The sequence below is a fragment of the Clostridium sp. CM039 genome, from assembly GCF_055081075.1.
Window position 1 is genome coordinate 3659562 of sequence record NZ_CM143649.1, and the last position, 16293, is coordinate 3675854.

Below are 16293 nucleotides of genomic sequence, written 5' to 3' on the forward strand. Positions count from 1 at the left end.
TAGCAGTTCAGAGAGTGGTTGTAAGAATATATATATGTGCATGTAAAAAAATAAAAGGAGCGTGATGACCTTGGCGGATTACATAAAAGAGATTGAAAAAAGAAGAACATTTGCTATAATTTCCCATCCGGATGCTGGTAAAACTACACTGACGGAAAAATTATTATTATATGGGGGCGCAATAAGGCTTGCAGGTTCAGTTAAAGCTAGAAAAGCGTCTAAACATGCAGTTTCTGACTGGATGGAAATAGAGAAACAAAGAGGTATTTCTGTTACATCTTCAGTTATGCAATTTGATTATAATAATTTTTGTATAAATATACTTGATACACCAGGTCACCAAGACTTTAGTGAAGATACTTACAGAACCCTCATGGCAGCGGATAGTGCTGTAATGATTATTGATGGTGCAAAAGGGGTCGAGGAACAAACAAGAAAGCTATTTCATGTTTGTAGCATTAGAGAAATACCTATTTTTACATTTATTAATAAGATGGATAGAGAAACTAGAGATATATTTGAACTTATGGAAGAAATAGAAAATGAATTTGGAATTAGATCTTATCCAATAAATTGGCCTATAGGTTGTGGGGTAGATTTCAAAGGGGTTTATGATCGACGTACAAAGGAAATCATTGTTTTTGATGATGGAAAGCATGGCCAAATAGAAGCTAAAGAGACAAAAATAAGTATTAACGATGAAAAGGCAATCGAACTTATTGGTGAAACATTATATGAAAAGCTTATGGAAGATATGGAGCTTTTAGATGTAGCAGGGGATGAATTTGATTTGGACAAAGTTGCTAAAGGAGAACTTACTCCGGTGTTCTTTGGAAGTGCTTCAACTAATTTTGGAGTTGAGCCTTTTTTAGATAACTTTTTACAATTAACTTCAGCGCCGTTACCAAGAAATTCAAGTATAGGGAAAATTGATGTTTTTAGTAAGGGCTTTTCTGCCTTTGTATTTAAAATTCAGGCTAATATGAATAAAGCTCACCGGGATAGGATGGCGTTTATGAGAATTTGTTCTGGAGAGTTCCAAAAGGGCATGGATGTTTATCATGTACAAGGCGGTAATAAAATAAAATTAGCACAACCTCAACAATTTTTAGCACAAGAGAGAGAAATAGTGGACACGGCTTATGCAGGAGATATTATTGGAGTTTTTGATCCAGGTATATTTAGCATAGGAGACACCATATGTTCTTCTTCAAATAAATTTGAGTTCGAAGGAATACCAACTTTTGCGCCAGAACATTTTGCAAGGGTGAGAACTGTTGATACCATGAAGAGAAAGCAATTTATAAAGGGCGTTACACAAATAGCTCAAGAAGGCGCAATCCAAGTATTTAAGGAACTTCATATAGGGATTGAACAAATCATAGTTGGGGTTGTAGGAGTACTTCAGTTTGAAGTATTAGAGTTCAGACTTAAAAATGAATATAATGTAGATATTAAGATAGAAAGGTTAGCATTTAAACATATAAGATGGATTGAAAAGTGTAATATAGATATAGATAAAGAAAAACTCAACTTGACTAGTGATGCTAGGATAGTTAAAGACCTTAAGGACAGAAACCTATTAGTATTCCAAAATGAGTGGGGTATTAGCTGGGCGACAGAGCATAATAAAGGCTTGATTTTATCAGACATTGGTAAAGATAAGGACTAAATAAAAAATAAAAGAAAAATCTCTTGAATTAATTTCAAGAGATTTTTTCACGTTTAGAAGGTTTTTACATGTTTCTTTTTCTGCTAGATAGAACATCAATTACAAATACAATCGCAGCAACTACTAGCAGGATATTAATTAAACTTCCACCTATGCTGAAAAGAACTCCCATTAACCAAAATAACACTACAAATCCACCTAACCAACGTAAAAAGGTCATATTTCCACCTCCACTTATTAAAATTACAATTTAATATAAGATTAAAAACCCATAAGAGTGGCGTTATCTACTAAAGTAGAGTTATCTACTAAAGTAGAGTTATCTACTAAAGTAGAGTTATCTACTAAAGTAGAGTTATCTACTAAAGTGGCTTATATATAGTATTTATTATTTTAGCAAAGTATATGCAATATATTTGTGGAAAAGTGTATGCATACATTTGAAAAGATGATAAATGTTGTATATAATGATGTTAGAAAGACGCTTAAGGATATATTAAAGATTTAATTTTAGGGGGGATAAACATGGAAAATAGAATATCACCAATTAAAACTATTGACATAGTACAAATTAGTCTAATGGCGGCGATTACGTTTATAGCTGCTTCGGTTATACATATACCTACTTTTATGGGTGTACTTCATTTAGGAGATAGTATGATTTTTTTATCAGCTATATTATTTGGAAGAAAAAAAGCAGCAATATCCTCTGCTGTTGGTATGTGTTTATTTGATTTATTAAATGGATATACCATGTGGGCACCATTTACACTCATTATTAAAGGTACAATGGGGTATATTGCTGGAACAATTGCCTATAGAAAAAATTATAATGGAAATAAATTTTCAAATAATATCTTTGCTTTTGTTGTAGCAGGGATTTGGATGATTGCGATGTATTATTTAGGGGGAGCTATTATACTAACATTTATTTCTAAGGAATTTGCACTTAAACAAGCCTTAATTATTTCTTTAAAGGACATACCTACTAATGTTTTTCAAGTAGTAGGAGGTATTGCTTTAGCATTACCTTTAATAACAGCTTTAAAAAGCAAAATTAGTAGATAATATAAGATATTTTATGCGCAAAAAAAAGTATATATTACGTATAATGTATTGAAGCAAGCTTTAGAACTTCCTATTTTAGTTTTAATTAAAATGCGTTAAGAAAAACATATGCTTGAGCGCTAGCGAATTTATATCTTGCGATAGCGAGTTTATGTTTTGCAGCAGATTAATTAAAAATAAAATTAGTAGTACTTAGCGAAGTGAATGCATTAATAGTAATATATACTTTTTTTAGTTTCTAGCGCTTTTTTTACTTTTAAAGTAAAATACAGTGAAAATTATTGTTGGTATTAACATAAAGCCTATTACAGAAAAATAGACGTAAAGATTTAAAAATTTATATAATAATACTACTTTAGCGGAAATGAAATAGGAGATTATGAATACAAATAAAGTAATAATGTATATCCAATATTTATTAGAGAAGGAAAGCTTTTTTAATAAAATCATGATAGCGGTTAGCTCTAATACATATTTTATAAACCAGCCGCCTACCATTTGAAGCATTACATAAAACTCCCCTCCTTCTATAAACCCGAAATAATCAACTAACTGAGTTTGTATGAGTTTAGGATAGTTAATCTCCAAGGCTCTAACTACGCCAAAGGTACTTAAAACGCCTATGTTTGCGAAAATCTCCATTTGTATTACTATTAATATTGCAATAACGCAATGTTTTGTGATTTTTGACTTATTAGTTACCCTAGACAAAAATGGGATACAAACAGCTATACTACCGTAACATCCAAGGGCCTTTATTATAGATAAAATAAAAGAGGGAGTGACGCCATCCGCCATTATAGGAAGTAGGTGACTAAACTTTTTATATTTAGCTGTAAGAATTGCTAGGTTTATCCCGGCTATCATAGTAAGACAAATAACTAAAATAGTAACTATAGTTATCGCTCTAGTACCCTTCTTTGTAATATAAACGGCGGGTATTATTATAAACAAGAGAAAAAACCAAGGAGGAGTATCTGAAAGCAGATTTAGATGCAAGGCATTTGATTCTACAGAGCAACTCTCTATTAAGCTGACAATTAAAGTTATGATAAATAAAATTAAAAAGATGTCTCCCATGGTTTTACCTAAGGCTTTATGGTATATTTTGTCCATATCATAGCAATTGCATTTTTTACAAACAAAAATCAAATAAATAAAATAAAATAATAAAATAATAGAAGCAATAGTGACGGAAATCCAGGAATCTCTACCTCCATTTATAATGAATACATTGGGGTAAGTTTTCATTGCTACAATGCAGGTTCCCCAAATTATGAACATTAAATGTTTTGTATTTAGCTTATCCATTTTTTTTCTTGTCTCCTCCTTGTTTTGATTCTAAATTGCATTGTAATAAAATTTGCAATATAGTTGTATTATTTCCCAATTTGAGAATATTAAACTTAAATATTACAAATAATAAGTTGGGTGATTAAAATGGAAAAAATAAATATAGATTATATTAAAGAAAAATTAAAAAATAGCTACGATATCAAATATAGAGAGATAGAGACTGATATGGGAGTAATATTCGGCGTATTTATTGATGATTTATGTGATTCTAAATTTATTAGTGAATATATATTTAACCCTCTAATACAACATAAAATTACAACTGTAGATTTAGAGTATATAAAAAAAGAAGTATTACCAGCTAATAGCATTGGAGATATTAATAGTAATAAGGAGGCTATAGATCACATTTTATCTGGAGACTTGGTGCTTATATTTTCTTTTGCAAATAAATCAATTTATTGTGAGGCCAAGGGATATGTGAGGCGGAGTGTGGGAGAGCCTTCTACAGAAAATGTAATTAAAGGACCAAGGGAAGGATTCACGGAGGCTTTTGTAGATAATGTATCAATGATTAGGCGTAAAATAAAAAATTCGGATTTGAAATTTGAACCGATAATTTTAGGGAGTAAATCTAATACGGTAGCCGTAATATGCTACATAGAAGGTGTGGCCCCGAAGAAACTTGTTGATTATATAAGGAAAAAGGTGACCAATATAAAATTAGAGTTTATATTAGACACAAATTACATTGAGGAAGAATTAAAAAATAAGAACACAGCTTTTGACACAATAGGCACTACCGAAAAACCAGATGTGGCAGCGTCAAAGCTTTTAGAAGGGAAAGTGGCAATAATCGTAGATGGAACACCCTTTGTAATTACTGCACCGTATTTTTTTGTGGATAATTTTCAAACACCAGATGATTATTATTCTAATAGGTATTTTACTAATATATCAAGACTTATAAGGGTGTTTAGTTTTTTTTCAGCTACCTTATTGTCAGGGGTATATTTGGCGATTACTACCTTTCACTTTTCGCTTATTCCAGAGGTGATTGCTGTAAAACTCTCAGTCGCTAGAGCAGGAGTACCTCTGCCTACGGTTATAGAACTACTACTAATGACTTTTTTCTTTGAATTACTTAGAGAGGCAGGAATAAGATTGCCACAACTCATAGGCCAGGCAATGAGCATTGTTGGAGCTTTAATTTTAGGCGATGCTGCAGTGGGAGCAGGTTTAGCATCACAAAGCACTGTAGTAATTGTGGCACTTTCATCTATTTCTTCTTTTTTAGTGCCAAAGCTTTATGGCGCTCTATCTATATGGAATATAATTATTATTGTGTTTTCGTCAGTGCTTGGGTTACCAGGATTTTACATTGGATTTTTTATTTTTATCTCACATATGGCGGGACTAGAGAGTTGTGGATATCCATATTTATTCCCTTTAGGTACACTAGAAAGCTTTAAATTTAAGGATATATTATATAGAAAAGATCTTAGCAAGATATCAAATAGTATTTTTGATAGGGATGATTATAATGAATAAGTATAAAAAAACATTAGTAATAATATGTATAATAATGAATTGTTTTACTATGACATCATGTTTTAGTTATAAGGATATTAATAAGGTTTTATTTATTTCTGCATTAGTAATAGATGCAGATAATACCGGTAATCCTATATTATATGCTGAAGCTTTTAAGGGAGTAAGAGGAACATCACCTCAAGGAGCGGATCAAAGAATCTTATTTAAAGCAACAGGAAAAACAATGTTTGAAGCTGTCAGAAATATGAATGCTACTTCTAGTTATAAATTAAACTATACACAGAATAGTGCCATAATATTTACTCAAAAGGCTGCAGAATTCGGTGTTGATAATTTCATAGATTTTATGGATCGTGATCAAGAATTTCTTATAAGACCGTATATTACAGTATATCAAGGAGATCCACAGGAACTTATGAAGCTAAATATGCCTGAAGATAAATACATTGGATCATTTGTAGTGCAACTTATAGAAAATATTGGAGCATCTTCAAGAGCTGTAAAACTAAGTTTAAATGAGTTTTACAATCAAAGAAAAATTGGAGATAAAGTAAATGTAGTACCCATAATAGATATCCCAAAAGATAGTTTAGAAGGGACTTTAGAAGTAAATGGCGGAGCTGTAATTAAAGACGATAAAATGGTTGGCGTATTACAAAGAGATGAAGGGTTAGGCTTTAACTTTTTAATGAACACTATTTTAGGTGGTACTTTAGAAACAACTAATCCCTGTGATACTAATAAATTTATTACTTTAGAAATATTAAAAAGTAAAACTAAGACAGAAATCAGTTATGATAATAATATTGTTCATTTGAAAAAGAAAATTAAAGTTAAGGTGGATTTAGCAGAAGCTCAAAAAGAAATTACACTTACAAAAGAAAATATCAGTAAAATTGAGGAGCAGTCAGAAGAAAATATTTTGAAAGCCTGCAATAATATGTTTGCAAAATATAAGGCATTAAATATGGATATTTTTGATATAACGGAGCAATTTCATGCAAAATATCCAAAGATAAAAAATGATGATATTATTAAAAAAACTGAGCTAAAAGTTGAAGTTGAAGTGAAAATAATGAACACAGGGGTTGTTAAAAACTTCTAATAAAAAGGCGGTGGTATTCCATCGTCTTTTGTTGTAAGGTATAATACTTGGAAACATTGCACTACTATAAGCATAATATATCATTATAGCGCGGTTGGAGTGAAATATATGGATAGCAAAAAAATTAGCATATTGTTAAAGAGGGATGAGGGTACAAAATTAGATTTCAAGCAAAGAATTGATATATTAATAGAAAGTGGGAAAAGAGAATTAGCTAAAGATATATGTGCTATAGCCAACTCCCGTGGAGGAAGAGGATACCTTGTTATTGGAGTAGAGGATAAAACGAAAAAAATCATAGGTATTAAGGTATGTGACTTTAAAGAAGAACAGTTACAACAAATTATAAGTTCAAGATGTGAACCGCCTATTCCAGTATCGCTAGATTTCGTAACATTTCAAAGCAAAAATTTGGCGATTATAACTATATATGATGGTGGTCAAAGGCCCTATCAATTAAGGGAGAATGGTGCATTTTACATTAGGAGAGGTTCCACAACAGATACTATGAGAAAAGAAGAATTAATTTCTTGTTTACAAGAAAATCTAAGTCTCAATATCGAAACTATACCTATTGTAAATAGTGGTATTAGTAGTTTAGATTTTAATATAATTAATAAATACTTTTTAAATAAGGGCATTTTAGTAAATGATAACAGTAGATTAGGATTTATGGACAATGCAGGAATAACTTTTATTGAAAGAGATTATAATAAGAGGGTAGTAACACTAGGGGGATTATTGGTATTTTCTTCAATTAACAGTATCTATTTACCGCATAATATGATAAAGATAGTAAATAAGGTAAACGATAACTTTGATGAGGTTATAATTGTGCAAGGGAATTTATTAGATATGCTAGATAGGACAGAAGAATTTTTTAAAAATATATTTCCAGTAAATTATCCTATTGCTGCAGTGTATGAGGCTGTAAAAAACGCAATACTTTATAGAGATTATACTATATTTTATAAGGAAATTGAAATAGTGGTAAGCTATAACAGTGTAAGCGTATTTAGTCCAGGTAACCTATTATTTTCAACTGAAATTAATACCCATAATTATTTAAAAAGGAATATGTGGATATATGATAAGTTAATAGCATTAGATGATAGAAAAAGATTTATAAAATCAGGAAGAGGATTTGCACGAATGAAAAAAGATTTTTCAAAATATGGTAAGGTAATATTTGTAGATTCAAAAGATGATAATACTTTTAAGGTGATTTTCCCAGGGATTAAGAACTTTATTTAAAACTATAATATTGTGAACATATTACGAATAATATATAATATGTATAAAAATATTGTGTACGAGTAGACCTATTTAATAATTATCTGGTTATATTAGATAAAATAGGAGGCGTTTAACATGATTCATGTATTTTGTGGTAAAAAGGGTTCGGGTAAAACTAAAGCTCTAATTAAATTAGCCAACCAGTCCGTTGATAAAGTTAAAGGAAACATAGTATATATTGATGATGATACTAAAGCTACGTTGCAATTAAGTACAAAAATGAGACTTGTAGCAATAAATGAGTTCAATTTAAAAAGTCATGATGATTTTTATGGATTTTTGTGCGGTATGCTTTCTAGAGATTATGATATTGATACCATCTTTGTTGATGGTGTATTTAATATTATTGATGATAAACTTGAGCATACGGCACAATTGTTTTCTAAAATGGATATTTTAGCTAATAAGTATAACTTGGAATTTTATGTGAATATAGGTTGCGAATGCTTAAATCCACCACAATTTTTAAAGAATTATATCACATAAAGAGATAGAATATTATTTACGTGAATGTAAGGCAGGGTTTTCAGCCCTGCTTTTATTGTATATGGAGAAAATAGTTGAAAATAAACGTAAATAGTATATATAGGGTTTTAATCAATTATAACGAGCAAATATATCATTTGATATATTATAAATACACATATATAATTAATAACATGAATAATTATATCTAAAAGGCTATGAAAGAAAAAAGTAACTGTAGGAATTATTAAGAGAGCTAGTGGTAGGTGTGAACTAGTTAAGGAATATAGTGAAATACATTCTGGAGCTTTAAGCTGAAATAAGCTTTTAAAAAGTAAGCTAAGACGGGTTAACCTTACGTTATAAGGAATGAGCGGATTGTTAAATCAATTTGGGTGGTACCACGGAATTTTTTCGTCCCTTTCTTAGGAGGCGTTTTTTTTATTTCAAAAAATAACACAGTATTAAATCATCACCTGCGGTGCTCACAGCTTCGCAGAAGATAAGTATATCGACTTCAAAAGGAGACTTAGGTTTCAACTGAACTTTTCTCTTTGTTATACTATGGGATGCCATAGTATAGAAGAGGAAGACTTTCATTTTGAAATGTCGTTAAAATAAGGAGGAATAAATTATGGAAAATGTATATGATACGCTTTTAGAGAGAGGGTATATAAAACAACTTACTCACGAGGATGAAATGAAGAAAATATTAGGACAGGAAAAGGTAACATTTTATATAGGATATGACCCAACAGCGGATAGCCTACATATTGGACATTTCATAACTATGATGTTTATGGCACATATGCAAAGAGCAGGGCATAGACCCATAGCCTTAGTTGGTGGTGGAACTACAATGATTGGTGATCCATCTGGTAAAACAGATATGAGGAAAATGCTTTCAAAAGAAGAAATTGATCATAATATATCTTGTATAAAATCACAGCTTTCAAAACTTATAGATTTTAGTGATGGTAAAGCAATCCTTGAAAACAATGCAAACTGGCTTTTAAATTTAAATTACGTAGATTTTATAAGAGATATAGGAGTACATTTTTCAGTAAATAAGATGTTAGCTGCTGAGTGTTTTAAACAGAGGTTAGAAAAAGGTTTATCTTTTTTTGAATTTAACTATATGCTTATGCAAGGATATGATTTTTTAATGTTAAATAAAAAATATGGATGTACTATGGAGTTAGGTGGAGATGATCAATGGTCTAACATAATTGCTGGTATAGAACTAATAAGAAAAAAAGAAAGTAAAGCTTCTTATGGAATGACTTGCACGCTACTTACAAATAGCGAAGGGATTAAAATGGGTAAAACTGTAAATGGAGCTCTGTGGCTTGATGCAGATAAAACATCTCCTTATGATTTTTACCAATATTTTAGAAACATTGGAGACTTAGATGTAGAAAAATGCTTATCGTTACTTACTTTTGTACCAATGGATGAAGTCAGGCGTCTAAGTGCTTTAAAAGATGAAAAAATAAATGAAGCTAAAAAAGTTTTAGCTTTTGAGGTTACAAAACTTATTCATGGAGAAGAAGAAGCTATCAAAGCTCAGGCAGCGGCAGAAGCATTATTTGGTGGTGGAACTAATATGAGTAACGTGCCTAAAGTATCTATACCGTGCGATATGAAGAATGCGGGACTAATGGATATATTGGTGTACACTAAAGTGGTGCCATCAAAAGCAGAAGCTAGAAGATTAATTGAGCAGGGCGGATTAACTATTAACGATAAAAGGATTGAAGATAAGAATGCAACACTTTTAGAAGAAAATTTTAAAGATGGTTGTGTACTTATTAAAAAAGGAAAGAAAAAATACTATTCTTTAACTATAGAATAGCAATTATTTAAAAAGGGCGAAGTTGAAATTAATATTTTAACTTTGCTTTTTTCTTTTAGTGGTAAAAAGCTTTTAGTAAAATATCTTTTGAAGCTGGAGAAGGGTTAAAGGCAAGTTGGGGAGAATTTTTTAGTGATAGAAGTTTTAATACAATCAATATAAAGGTATAATAGCATAGAGACATTAAAAAAATGACTAAGGTTAAACTTTGAGCACTAATGAGTGTAGCAATAGCTAAGGTTATTGCTTATGTAACGGATATAGATAATTAATGGAAAAAAACTAAACGATTAATAAGGAGGTATATTATGGCGTTGTGGGCAATATCTGATCTTCATTTATCTATAAATTCAGATAAACCCATGGATATATTTGGAGATAAATGGAGTAATCATAATGAAAAAATTAAAGAAAATTGGCTTAGCAAAGTTTCAGCGGATGATACTGTACTAATTGCAGGGGATATTTCATGGTCCATGAATATTTCTGAGGGTGTGGAAGATTTAGAATGGATTCATGAGCTTCCAGGTAAAAAAATACTTATAAAAGGAAATCATGACTATTGGTGGAGTGGTATCACGAAGCTTAATGCTCTCTACGCGGATATGGATTTTATCCAAAACAACTTTTTTAACTACAAAGATTTTGCTATATGCGGAACACGGGGATGGAATTGCCCAGGAAATACAAGATTTACAACTCATGATGAAAAAATATATAATAGAGAGTTAATAAGGCTTCGAATTTCACTCGATGAGGCAGTGAAAAAGGGTTATAATAAATTTATTGTAATGCTTCATTATCCACCTACTAATGATAAGTTTGAGGAAACTGAACTTATAAGAATAGTAAAAGAGTATAATGTATGCAAGGTCATATATGGTCATTTACATGGACCATCTTTAAATAGGCTATATGAAGGAAATATAGAAGGCACAGAATATATAGTTACTTCTTGTGATTATTTAAACTTCGATCCTTTAAAAATATTAGAATAGTATCAAAAGTTAATACAATGTGGATATGAAATTTTATGTAAAGGACTGAGTATATGGCAATAAGAGAGTGGAAAAGATTTTTAATTCCTTATGAACAGGGTGTAGAAGAGTTAAAAGTAAAATTTAAAAGTATAAGAAGAGAATATAGACGAAAAAATGAGTATTCACCTATAGAGTTTGTTACCGGGAGGGTTAAAGAAATATCTAGTATTCTTGAGAAAGCTAATAAATTCGGTATCCCTCTGGATAGAATTGAATATGAAATGGAAGATATTGCTGGAATAAGGATAATGTGTCAGTTTGTAGATGATATTGATAAAGTGGTAAATCTAATTCGTGAAAGACGTGACATGCAGATGGTTTATGAAAAAGACTATGTTGCAAATGTAAAAGGTAGTGGATATAGAAGCTATCATATGATTATAAAGTATCCTGTAAACTTAGCTGATGGTCAAACCGAAATACTAGCAGAATTTCAAATTAGAACCTTGGCAATGAATTTTTGGGCTACAGTAGAGCATTCTCTAAATTATAAATATAAGCATGATATACCAGAGAATATAAGGGCAAAACTTAAAAATGCTGCAGATGCTGCTTTTCAATTAGATGAACAGATGCTAGAAATTAAAGACGAAATTAAAGATGCACAAAAATTGTTTGAGGTAAAATCTAATTTGGTGTCGGATATAATGAATAATATACTTGTGCTTTCGTCGATTGGAAAGTCAACGGATGCAGCTAGGTATAGAGAACAATTAAATAAGCTAATAGAAGAAGGAGAAGTTTATGAAATTAGTAGCTTACTTCGCGCAACCCAAAAAACATTAGATATGTATGGAGTTTAAATTGAAAAGGAGAGTAGAAATTAAAAATTTCTACTCTCCTTTTATAATAATTCAAATTTAAACTGTAAAAACTATATGTGGTTCTTACTAAGAAGCTACTATATTAACTAGTCGTCCTTTAATTATAATAACCTTACGCACAGTTTTACCTTCTAGGGTAGCGATTACTGTTTCATCTTTAAGAGAAATTTCCTTGATACTTTCTTCATCTAAATTTTGAGATACAGTTATTCTGGATTTAATTTTACCATTGATTTGAATAGCTAGCTCTACTTCATCTTTTATAAGAGCAAACTCATCAAATTTAGGCCAAATTTGATTAAATACAGAGTAACCCATACCTAAGCTTTCCCACTTCTCTTCTGCAAAGTGAGGAGCAAAGGGAGCTAAAATCTTAAGGTAATCCACAAGCACTTCTTTTAAAAATTTACTATTTATATTGTCTACATTAAAATATTTTAATATAGCATTTGTAAGCTCCATAAGTCTTGCAATAGCGGTATTAAATTGAAGTTTTTCTGTATCTTCGGTAACACCTTTTATTGCGAAATGTCTCCAGCAGTTTAATTCTTTTTCTTCTATTCCTAGAGAGTCTTTGTTATTAAGGTCTTTTGACATAATGCAGATTCCAGTGTCGATTGCTCTTTCAATTCTATCAACAAATTTTCCAATGGCTTTTATACCATCATCACTCCAAGCTCCACCATCAATATAACCGAAACCAAACATTAGGTACATCCTAAATACATCTGCGCCAAACTCTTTTATGTACATGTCTGGAGAAATAGTATTTCCTTTTGATTTACTCATTTTCACTCCGTCTGGTCCTAAAATTAAACCTTGGTGAGTAAGAGATAAGAATGGTTCATCAAAGTCTAAATATCCCATATCACGAAGAGCCTTGGTTATAAATCTTGAATATAGTAAGTGACCACATGCATGTTCAGGTCCGCCTACATATTTGTCTACAGGAAGCATTTTGTTTACTAACTCTTTATCAAAAGCTTTTTCATTGTTTTTGTTATCTACATACCTAAATTGGTAGAAAGAAGAACAAACGAATGTATCCAAAGTATCAGCTTCTCTATGAGCTGCGCCGCCACAAACTGGGCAAGGGACATTCATAAAATCCTCGCATTTAGCAAGTGGTGATTCTCCGTCTGGTGCAAATTCTACGTTGTACGGCAGTTCTACAGGAAGTTGATCCTCAGGTACAGGAACAGCCCCACATTTTTCGCAGTGAATTATTGGAATAGGAGCGCCCCAATATCTTTGTCTTGAAACTAACCAATCACGAAGTCTAAAGTTTACTTTTTCACAGCCGAGACTTATACTTTCTAATTTTTTTACAATTGCTTTTTTCCCGTCGATGGTAGATAAACCATCAAATTCTTGACTGTTTACCATTTTTCCATGTTCAGTATAAGGGAGATTTTCGCCCTCTCCATTTACACTTTTAAAACCAATAATTACTCTTTCAATAGGCAATTTGTATTTAGTAGCAAATGCGAAGTCTCTATCATCATGAGCAGGAACAGCCATTACTGCACCAGTTCCATAAGTGTTTAGAACATAGTCAGCTACCCAAATTGGAACCTCGCGTCCATTAATAGGATTAATAGCATAAGAACCAGTAAATACACCTGTTTTATCTCTTGTAATAGATTGTCTTTCTATATCAGTTTGTTTTCTAGCATCATATTTATAAGATTCAACAGCATCTTTATATTCACTTTTAGTGAGGACATCTACAAGTTCATTTTCAGGGGCTATGACTACATATGAAACACCGAATAAAGTATCTACTCTTGTAGTAAATACACTAAAGTCTACATCAGAATCAACTACTTTAAAAGTAACATCAGCACCAGTAGATTTGCCTATCCAATGTTTTTGCATGGATTTGGTTTTTTCAGGCCAATCCAAGGTATCGAGCTTTTCTAGTAGTTCATCAGCATAGTCAGTTATTTTTAAGAACCATTGTGTTAAATTCTTTTTAGTAACCTCAGTGTTACATCTTTCGCAAAAGCCATCTACTACTTGCTCATTTGCAAGTACTGTACTACAGCTAGGACACCAATTTACTGGTGCTTTTTTCCTGTAAGCAAGGCCTTTTTCAAATAGTTTTAAGAATAACCATTGAGTCCATTTATAATAATCAGGGCGACATGTAACAACTTCATGATCCCAATTAAACATTGCTCCCATAGCTTTTAATTGCTTTTCCATATTAATAATGTTTTGCTTCGTAGAATCCTTTGGATGCACTCCTGTTTTTATTGCGTAGTTTTCAGCAGGTAGACCAAAAGCATCAAAGCCCATTGGCTGAAATACATTGTATCCTTGCATTTTCTTCATTCTAGCCCAAGAATCTACAGGACCATAGTTAAACCAATGCCCCGCATGTAATTGGCTTCCAGATGGATAAGAGAACATTTCAAGTACATATAACTTCTTATCAATTTTATTTTCATCAAATTCATAAAGGTTAGTTTCTTCCCATATTTGTTGCCATTTTTCATCGATAGTTGTAGTATATTTTGCCATTAGTATTCCTCCTTATTATGATCTATAGGTTAAAAACAATTATTAATCTTTTCCACTTAGTTTTAAATTAGAAAATAAAAAAAACCCTCATCTCAACAAAGAGACGAAAGTAATATTCCGCGGTACCACTCTAATTAGGCATTACGCCTCACTTAAGAATATAACGGTTTTAACCGTACTTGTTTTCACAAGTAAGCTTTTACTTACAAGTAAGATTTTACTTAAAAATAAGCTCATAGGCAAGTTCATATTATATCATTACTGCTTCACACCTATGGGACATTATTTATCTTAATGACCCAACAGCAGCTCTCTTTAAAATGCTATAAATACTACTACTCCTAATAAAAGCAATTTATTATAGTATCATTTGTTTAAGATTGTATTATTATTCATTATAATTTAAATAGAATTTTGTGTCAAGGCTATGTGATTTACTTAAATTTCATAACAAGATTTTTATTTGCATAGGATATAAATACAGTAAGCGCATAGTCATATACTATGAAGGCAAACTCCATAACAATTATTGTTAAATATATATTTATATTAGGAAGTTTTGATAATATAAATAATTTATAAATAAATATAAGTATAGCGGAGGCTATATTAAAATACAATAACTTAAGCACAATTTCTAAAATCATACTCCTTAATTTTTCTATAAAATATTTCACAAAGCCATAGGAACCAAAAATTAGTATATATGCAATGCTTATAAGCTTTGAAGGTATAATAAATAAACTAAGCAAGGAGACAGCACTATATACTACAATGGTATTCTTTATTCCGGTAGTTAAAATTGAAAGTGGAATAATACAGGAAGCAATGCCTAACATAAAAAATTTATTTGTAGGGAAAATAGAAGAAAGATATAGTAATATTAAACTAAGTGCTGCGAATATTCCACCCTTAGCAATATTATTAGATTTCATAAAAATCATCTCCTAAATTAATAGAATTAGCAACAGGATATAAGATCTCCGCCTAAACATTCACAAATACTATCTGCACACCACAAGTTAAGACATAGATTACCCATGCCAAAATCATTGTTACGCTTGCCATAATAGTTATCTCTATAATTTGAAGTACGCGAATTTAGTTCATTAAAACTTCGTCTATATTCAATATTATTAGGATCTTGCGTGCAAGCGCGGCTTATAAAATTATAAGCACTATCATGCCAACCTTTTTTGAGGTGAAGCACTCCCGTTAAATAATTCCACTCGGCAGTTTTAGTATTCATGGAATTTAATTTCTGCTCAGCGGAAGCGATATTTCCGCTATTTAAATCCATTCTTATAGATTGATATATATTGTTATTAGTATAGTCATTATTTGAATTAGAACCATAATTATTAGACGAATTGTAACTGTTAGAAGAACCATTGCTACTTGAAGAACTAGTATTTTTCATAAGTGAATCATAGGCTTCATTTAGTTCCTGCATTTTTTCTTCTGCTAAATCTTTTAAAGGATTATCACCATACTGATCAGGGTGATATTTTTTTGCTAGCTCTCTATAGGCTTTTTTAATATCTTCTTTAGATGAGCCTTGTCTTACACCAAGTACTTCATAGGGATTTATC

Annotated in this window: 14 protein-coding genes and 2 other annotated features; of the genes, 9 read left to right on the forward strand and 5 right to left on the reverse strand. The window is 31.1% G+C overall.

Annotation, left to right across the window (positions count from 1 at the left end):
• Positions 1–70 precede the first annotated feature (70 nt).
• Entirely contained in the window at positions 71–1672 is a 1602-nt protein-coding gene (locus ACWJJ2_RS17140; protein WP_216301857.1) for a peptide chain release factor 3, read from the forward strand.
• A gap of 64 nt (positions 1673–1736) precedes the next feature.
• On the opposite strand, the gene ACWJJ2_RS17145 is transcribed toward ACWJJ2_RS17140, so the two are convergent.
• A complete protein-coding gene (locus ACWJJ2_RS17145) occupies positions 1737–1892 on the reverse strand; it encodes a DUF5670 family protein (RefSeq protein WP_165413665.1) in 156 nt (51 codons plus the stop codon).
• 305 nt (positions 1893–2197) lie between these two features.
• Here ACWJJ2_RS17145 and ACWJJ2_RS17150 point away from each other — a divergent pair, with 305 nt between their 5' ends.
• Positions 2198–2740, forward strand: a complete 543-nt coding sequence (locus tag ACWJJ2_RS17150; protein ID WP_216301859.1) for an ECF transporter S component — start codon at positions 2198–2200, stop codon at positions 2738–2740.
• 231 nt (positions 2741–2971) lie between these two features.
• Here ACWJJ2_RS17150 and ACWJJ2_RS17155 read toward each other — a convergent pair whose 3' ends face one another.
• Positions 2972–4051, reverse strand: coding sequence for a GerAB/ArcD/ProY family transporter (locus ACWJJ2_RS17155; protein ID WP_216301860.1), 1080 nt, complete (start codon positions 4049–4051; stop codon positions 2972–2974).
• 129 nt (positions 4052–4180) lie between these two features.
• Between ACWJJ2_RS17155 and ACWJJ2_RS17160 the strand changes: the two genes are divergently transcribed.
• The 7 genes from ACWJJ2_RS17160 to ACWJJ2_RS17190 all read left to right on the forward strand — a co-directional run bounded on the left by ACWJJ2_RS17160 (position 4181) and on the right by ACWJJ2_RS17190 (position 12154).
• The gene (locus ACWJJ2_RS17160) at positions 4181–5587 is read left to right on the forward strand and encodes a spore germination protein (protein ID WP_462953611.1); all 1407 of its coding nucleotides are present in this window, start codon (positions 4181–4183) and stop codon (positions 5585–5587) included.
• Positions 5580–6695 carry a Ger(x)C family spore germination protein gene (locus ACWJJ2_RS17165; RefSeq protein ID WP_220286108.1) on the forward strand — a complete coding sequence of 372 codons (1116 nt, stop codon included), beginning with the start codon at positions 5580–5582 and terminating at the stop codon, positions 6693–6695. The genes ACWJJ2_RS17160 and ACWJJ2_RS17165 overlap by 8 nt, the downstream gene beginning before the upstream one ends.
• 108 nt (positions 6696–6803) lie before the next feature.
• Entirely contained in the window at positions 6804–7949 is a 1146-nt protein-coding gene (locus ACWJJ2_RS17170) for an AlbA family DNA-binding domain-containing protein (RefSeq protein ID WP_216301863.1), read from the forward strand.
• Positions 7950–8066: 117 nt separating this feature from the next.
• Entirely contained in the window at positions 8067–8477 is a 411-nt protein-coding gene (locus ACWJJ2_RS17175) for an ATP-binding protein (protein WP_216301864.1), read from the forward strand.
• A gap of 188 nt (positions 8478–8665) precedes the next feature.
• Positions 8666–8881 (forward strand) — a binding site (T-box leader).
• A gap of 209 nt (positions 8882–9090) precedes the next feature.
• Complete coding sequence (gene tyrS / locus ACWJJ2_RS17180; RefSeq protein WP_220319575.1) at positions 9091–10311, forward strand: tyrosine--tRNA ligase; 1221 nt, start codon at positions 9091–9093, stop codon at positions 10309–10311.
• A 308-nt stretch (positions 10312–10619) separates the two neighbouring features.
• Complete coding sequence (locus ACWJJ2_RS17185) at positions 10620–11309, forward strand: metallophosphoesterase (RefSeq protein WP_462953612.1); 690 nt, start codon at positions 10620–10622, stop codon at positions 11307–11309.
• Positions 11310–11362: 53 nt separating this feature from the next.
• The gene (locus ACWJJ2_RS17190; RefSeq protein WP_165413656.1) at positions 11363–12154 is read left to right on the forward strand and encodes a GTP pyrophosphokinase; all 792 of its coding nucleotides are present in this window, start codon (positions 11363–11365) and stop codon (positions 12152–12154) included.
• Between the two features lie 87 nt (positions 12155–12241).
• On the opposite strand, the gene leuS is transcribed toward ACWJJ2_RS17190, so the two are convergent.
• The 3 genes from leuS to ACWJJ2_RS17205 all read right to left on the reverse strand — a co-directional run bounded on the left by leuS (position 12242) and on the right by ACWJJ2_RS17205 (position 16292).
• Positions 12242–14701 (reverse strand): leucine--tRNA ligase, encoded by a 2460-nt coding sequence (gene leuS / locus ACWJJ2_RS17195; RefSeq protein ID WP_462953613.1) that lies wholly within the window; start codon positions 14699–14701, stop codon positions 12242–12244.
• Positions 14702–14797: 96 nt separating this feature from the next.
• Positions 14798–15059, reverse strand: a binding site (T-box leader).
• Positions 15060–15135: 76 nt separating this feature from the next.
• On the reverse strand, positions 15136–15636 hold the full coding sequence (locus ACWJJ2_RS17200; protein ID WP_253198072.1) for a hypothetical protein: 501 nt from the start codon (positions 15634–15636) through the stop codon (positions 15136–15138).
• Positions 15637–15662: 26 nt separating this feature from the next.
• Positions 15663–16292 carry a J domain-containing protein gene (locus ACWJJ2_RS17205; protein ID WP_220286203.1) on the reverse strand — a complete coding sequence of 210 codons (630 nt, stop codon included), beginning with the start codon at positions 16290–16292 and terminating at the stop codon, positions 15663–15665.
• Between the last annotated feature and the right edge of the window lies 1 nt (position 16293).

Coding starts and splice junctions, on each gene's coding strand:
- ACWJJ2_RS17145 (WP_165413665.1), bottom strand. CDS start 1,892: ATGACCTTTTTACGTTGGTTAGGTGGATTTGTAGTGTTATTTTGGTTA.
- ACWJJ2_RS17150 (WP_216301859.1), top strand. CDS start 2,198: ATGGAAAATAGAATATCACCAATTAAAACTATTGACATAGTACAAATT.
- ACWJJ2_RS17155 (WP_216301860.1), bottom strand. CDS start 4,051: ATGGATAAGCTAAATACAAAACATTTAATGTTCATAATTTGGGGAACC.
- ACWJJ2_RS17160 (WP_462953611.1), top strand. CDS start 4,181: ATGGAAAAAATAAATATAGATTATATTAAAGAAAAATTAAAAAATAGC.
- ACWJJ2_RS17165 (WP_220286108.1), top strand. CDS start 5,580: ATGAATAAGTATAAAAAAACATTAGTAATAATATGTATAATAATGAAT.
- ACWJJ2_RS17170 (WP_216301863.1), top strand. CDS start 6,804: ATGGATAGCAAAAAAATTAGCATATTGTTAAAGAGGGATGAGGGTACA.
- ACWJJ2_RS17175 (WP_216301864.1), top strand. CDS start 8,067: ATGATTCATGTATTTTGTGGTAAAAAGGGTTCGGGTAAAACTAAAGCT.
- tyrS (WP_220319575.1), top strand. CDS start 9,091: ATGGAAAATGTATATGATACGCTTTTAGAGAGAGGGTATATAAAACAA.
- ACWJJ2_RS17185 (WP_462953612.1), top strand. CDS start 10,620: ATGGCGTTGTGGGCAATATCTGATCTTCATTTATCTATAAATTCAGAT.
- ACWJJ2_RS17190 (WP_165413656.1), top strand. CDS start 11,363: ATGGCAATAAGAGAGTGGAAAAGATTTTTAATTCCTTATGAACAGGGT.
- leuS (WP_462953613.1), bottom strand. CDS start 14,701: ATGGCAAAATATACTACAACTATCGATGAAAAATGGCAACAAATATGG.
- ACWJJ2_RS17200 (WP_253198072.1), bottom strand. CDS start 15,636: ATGAAATCTAATAATATTGCTAAGGGTGGAATATTCGCAGCACTTAGT.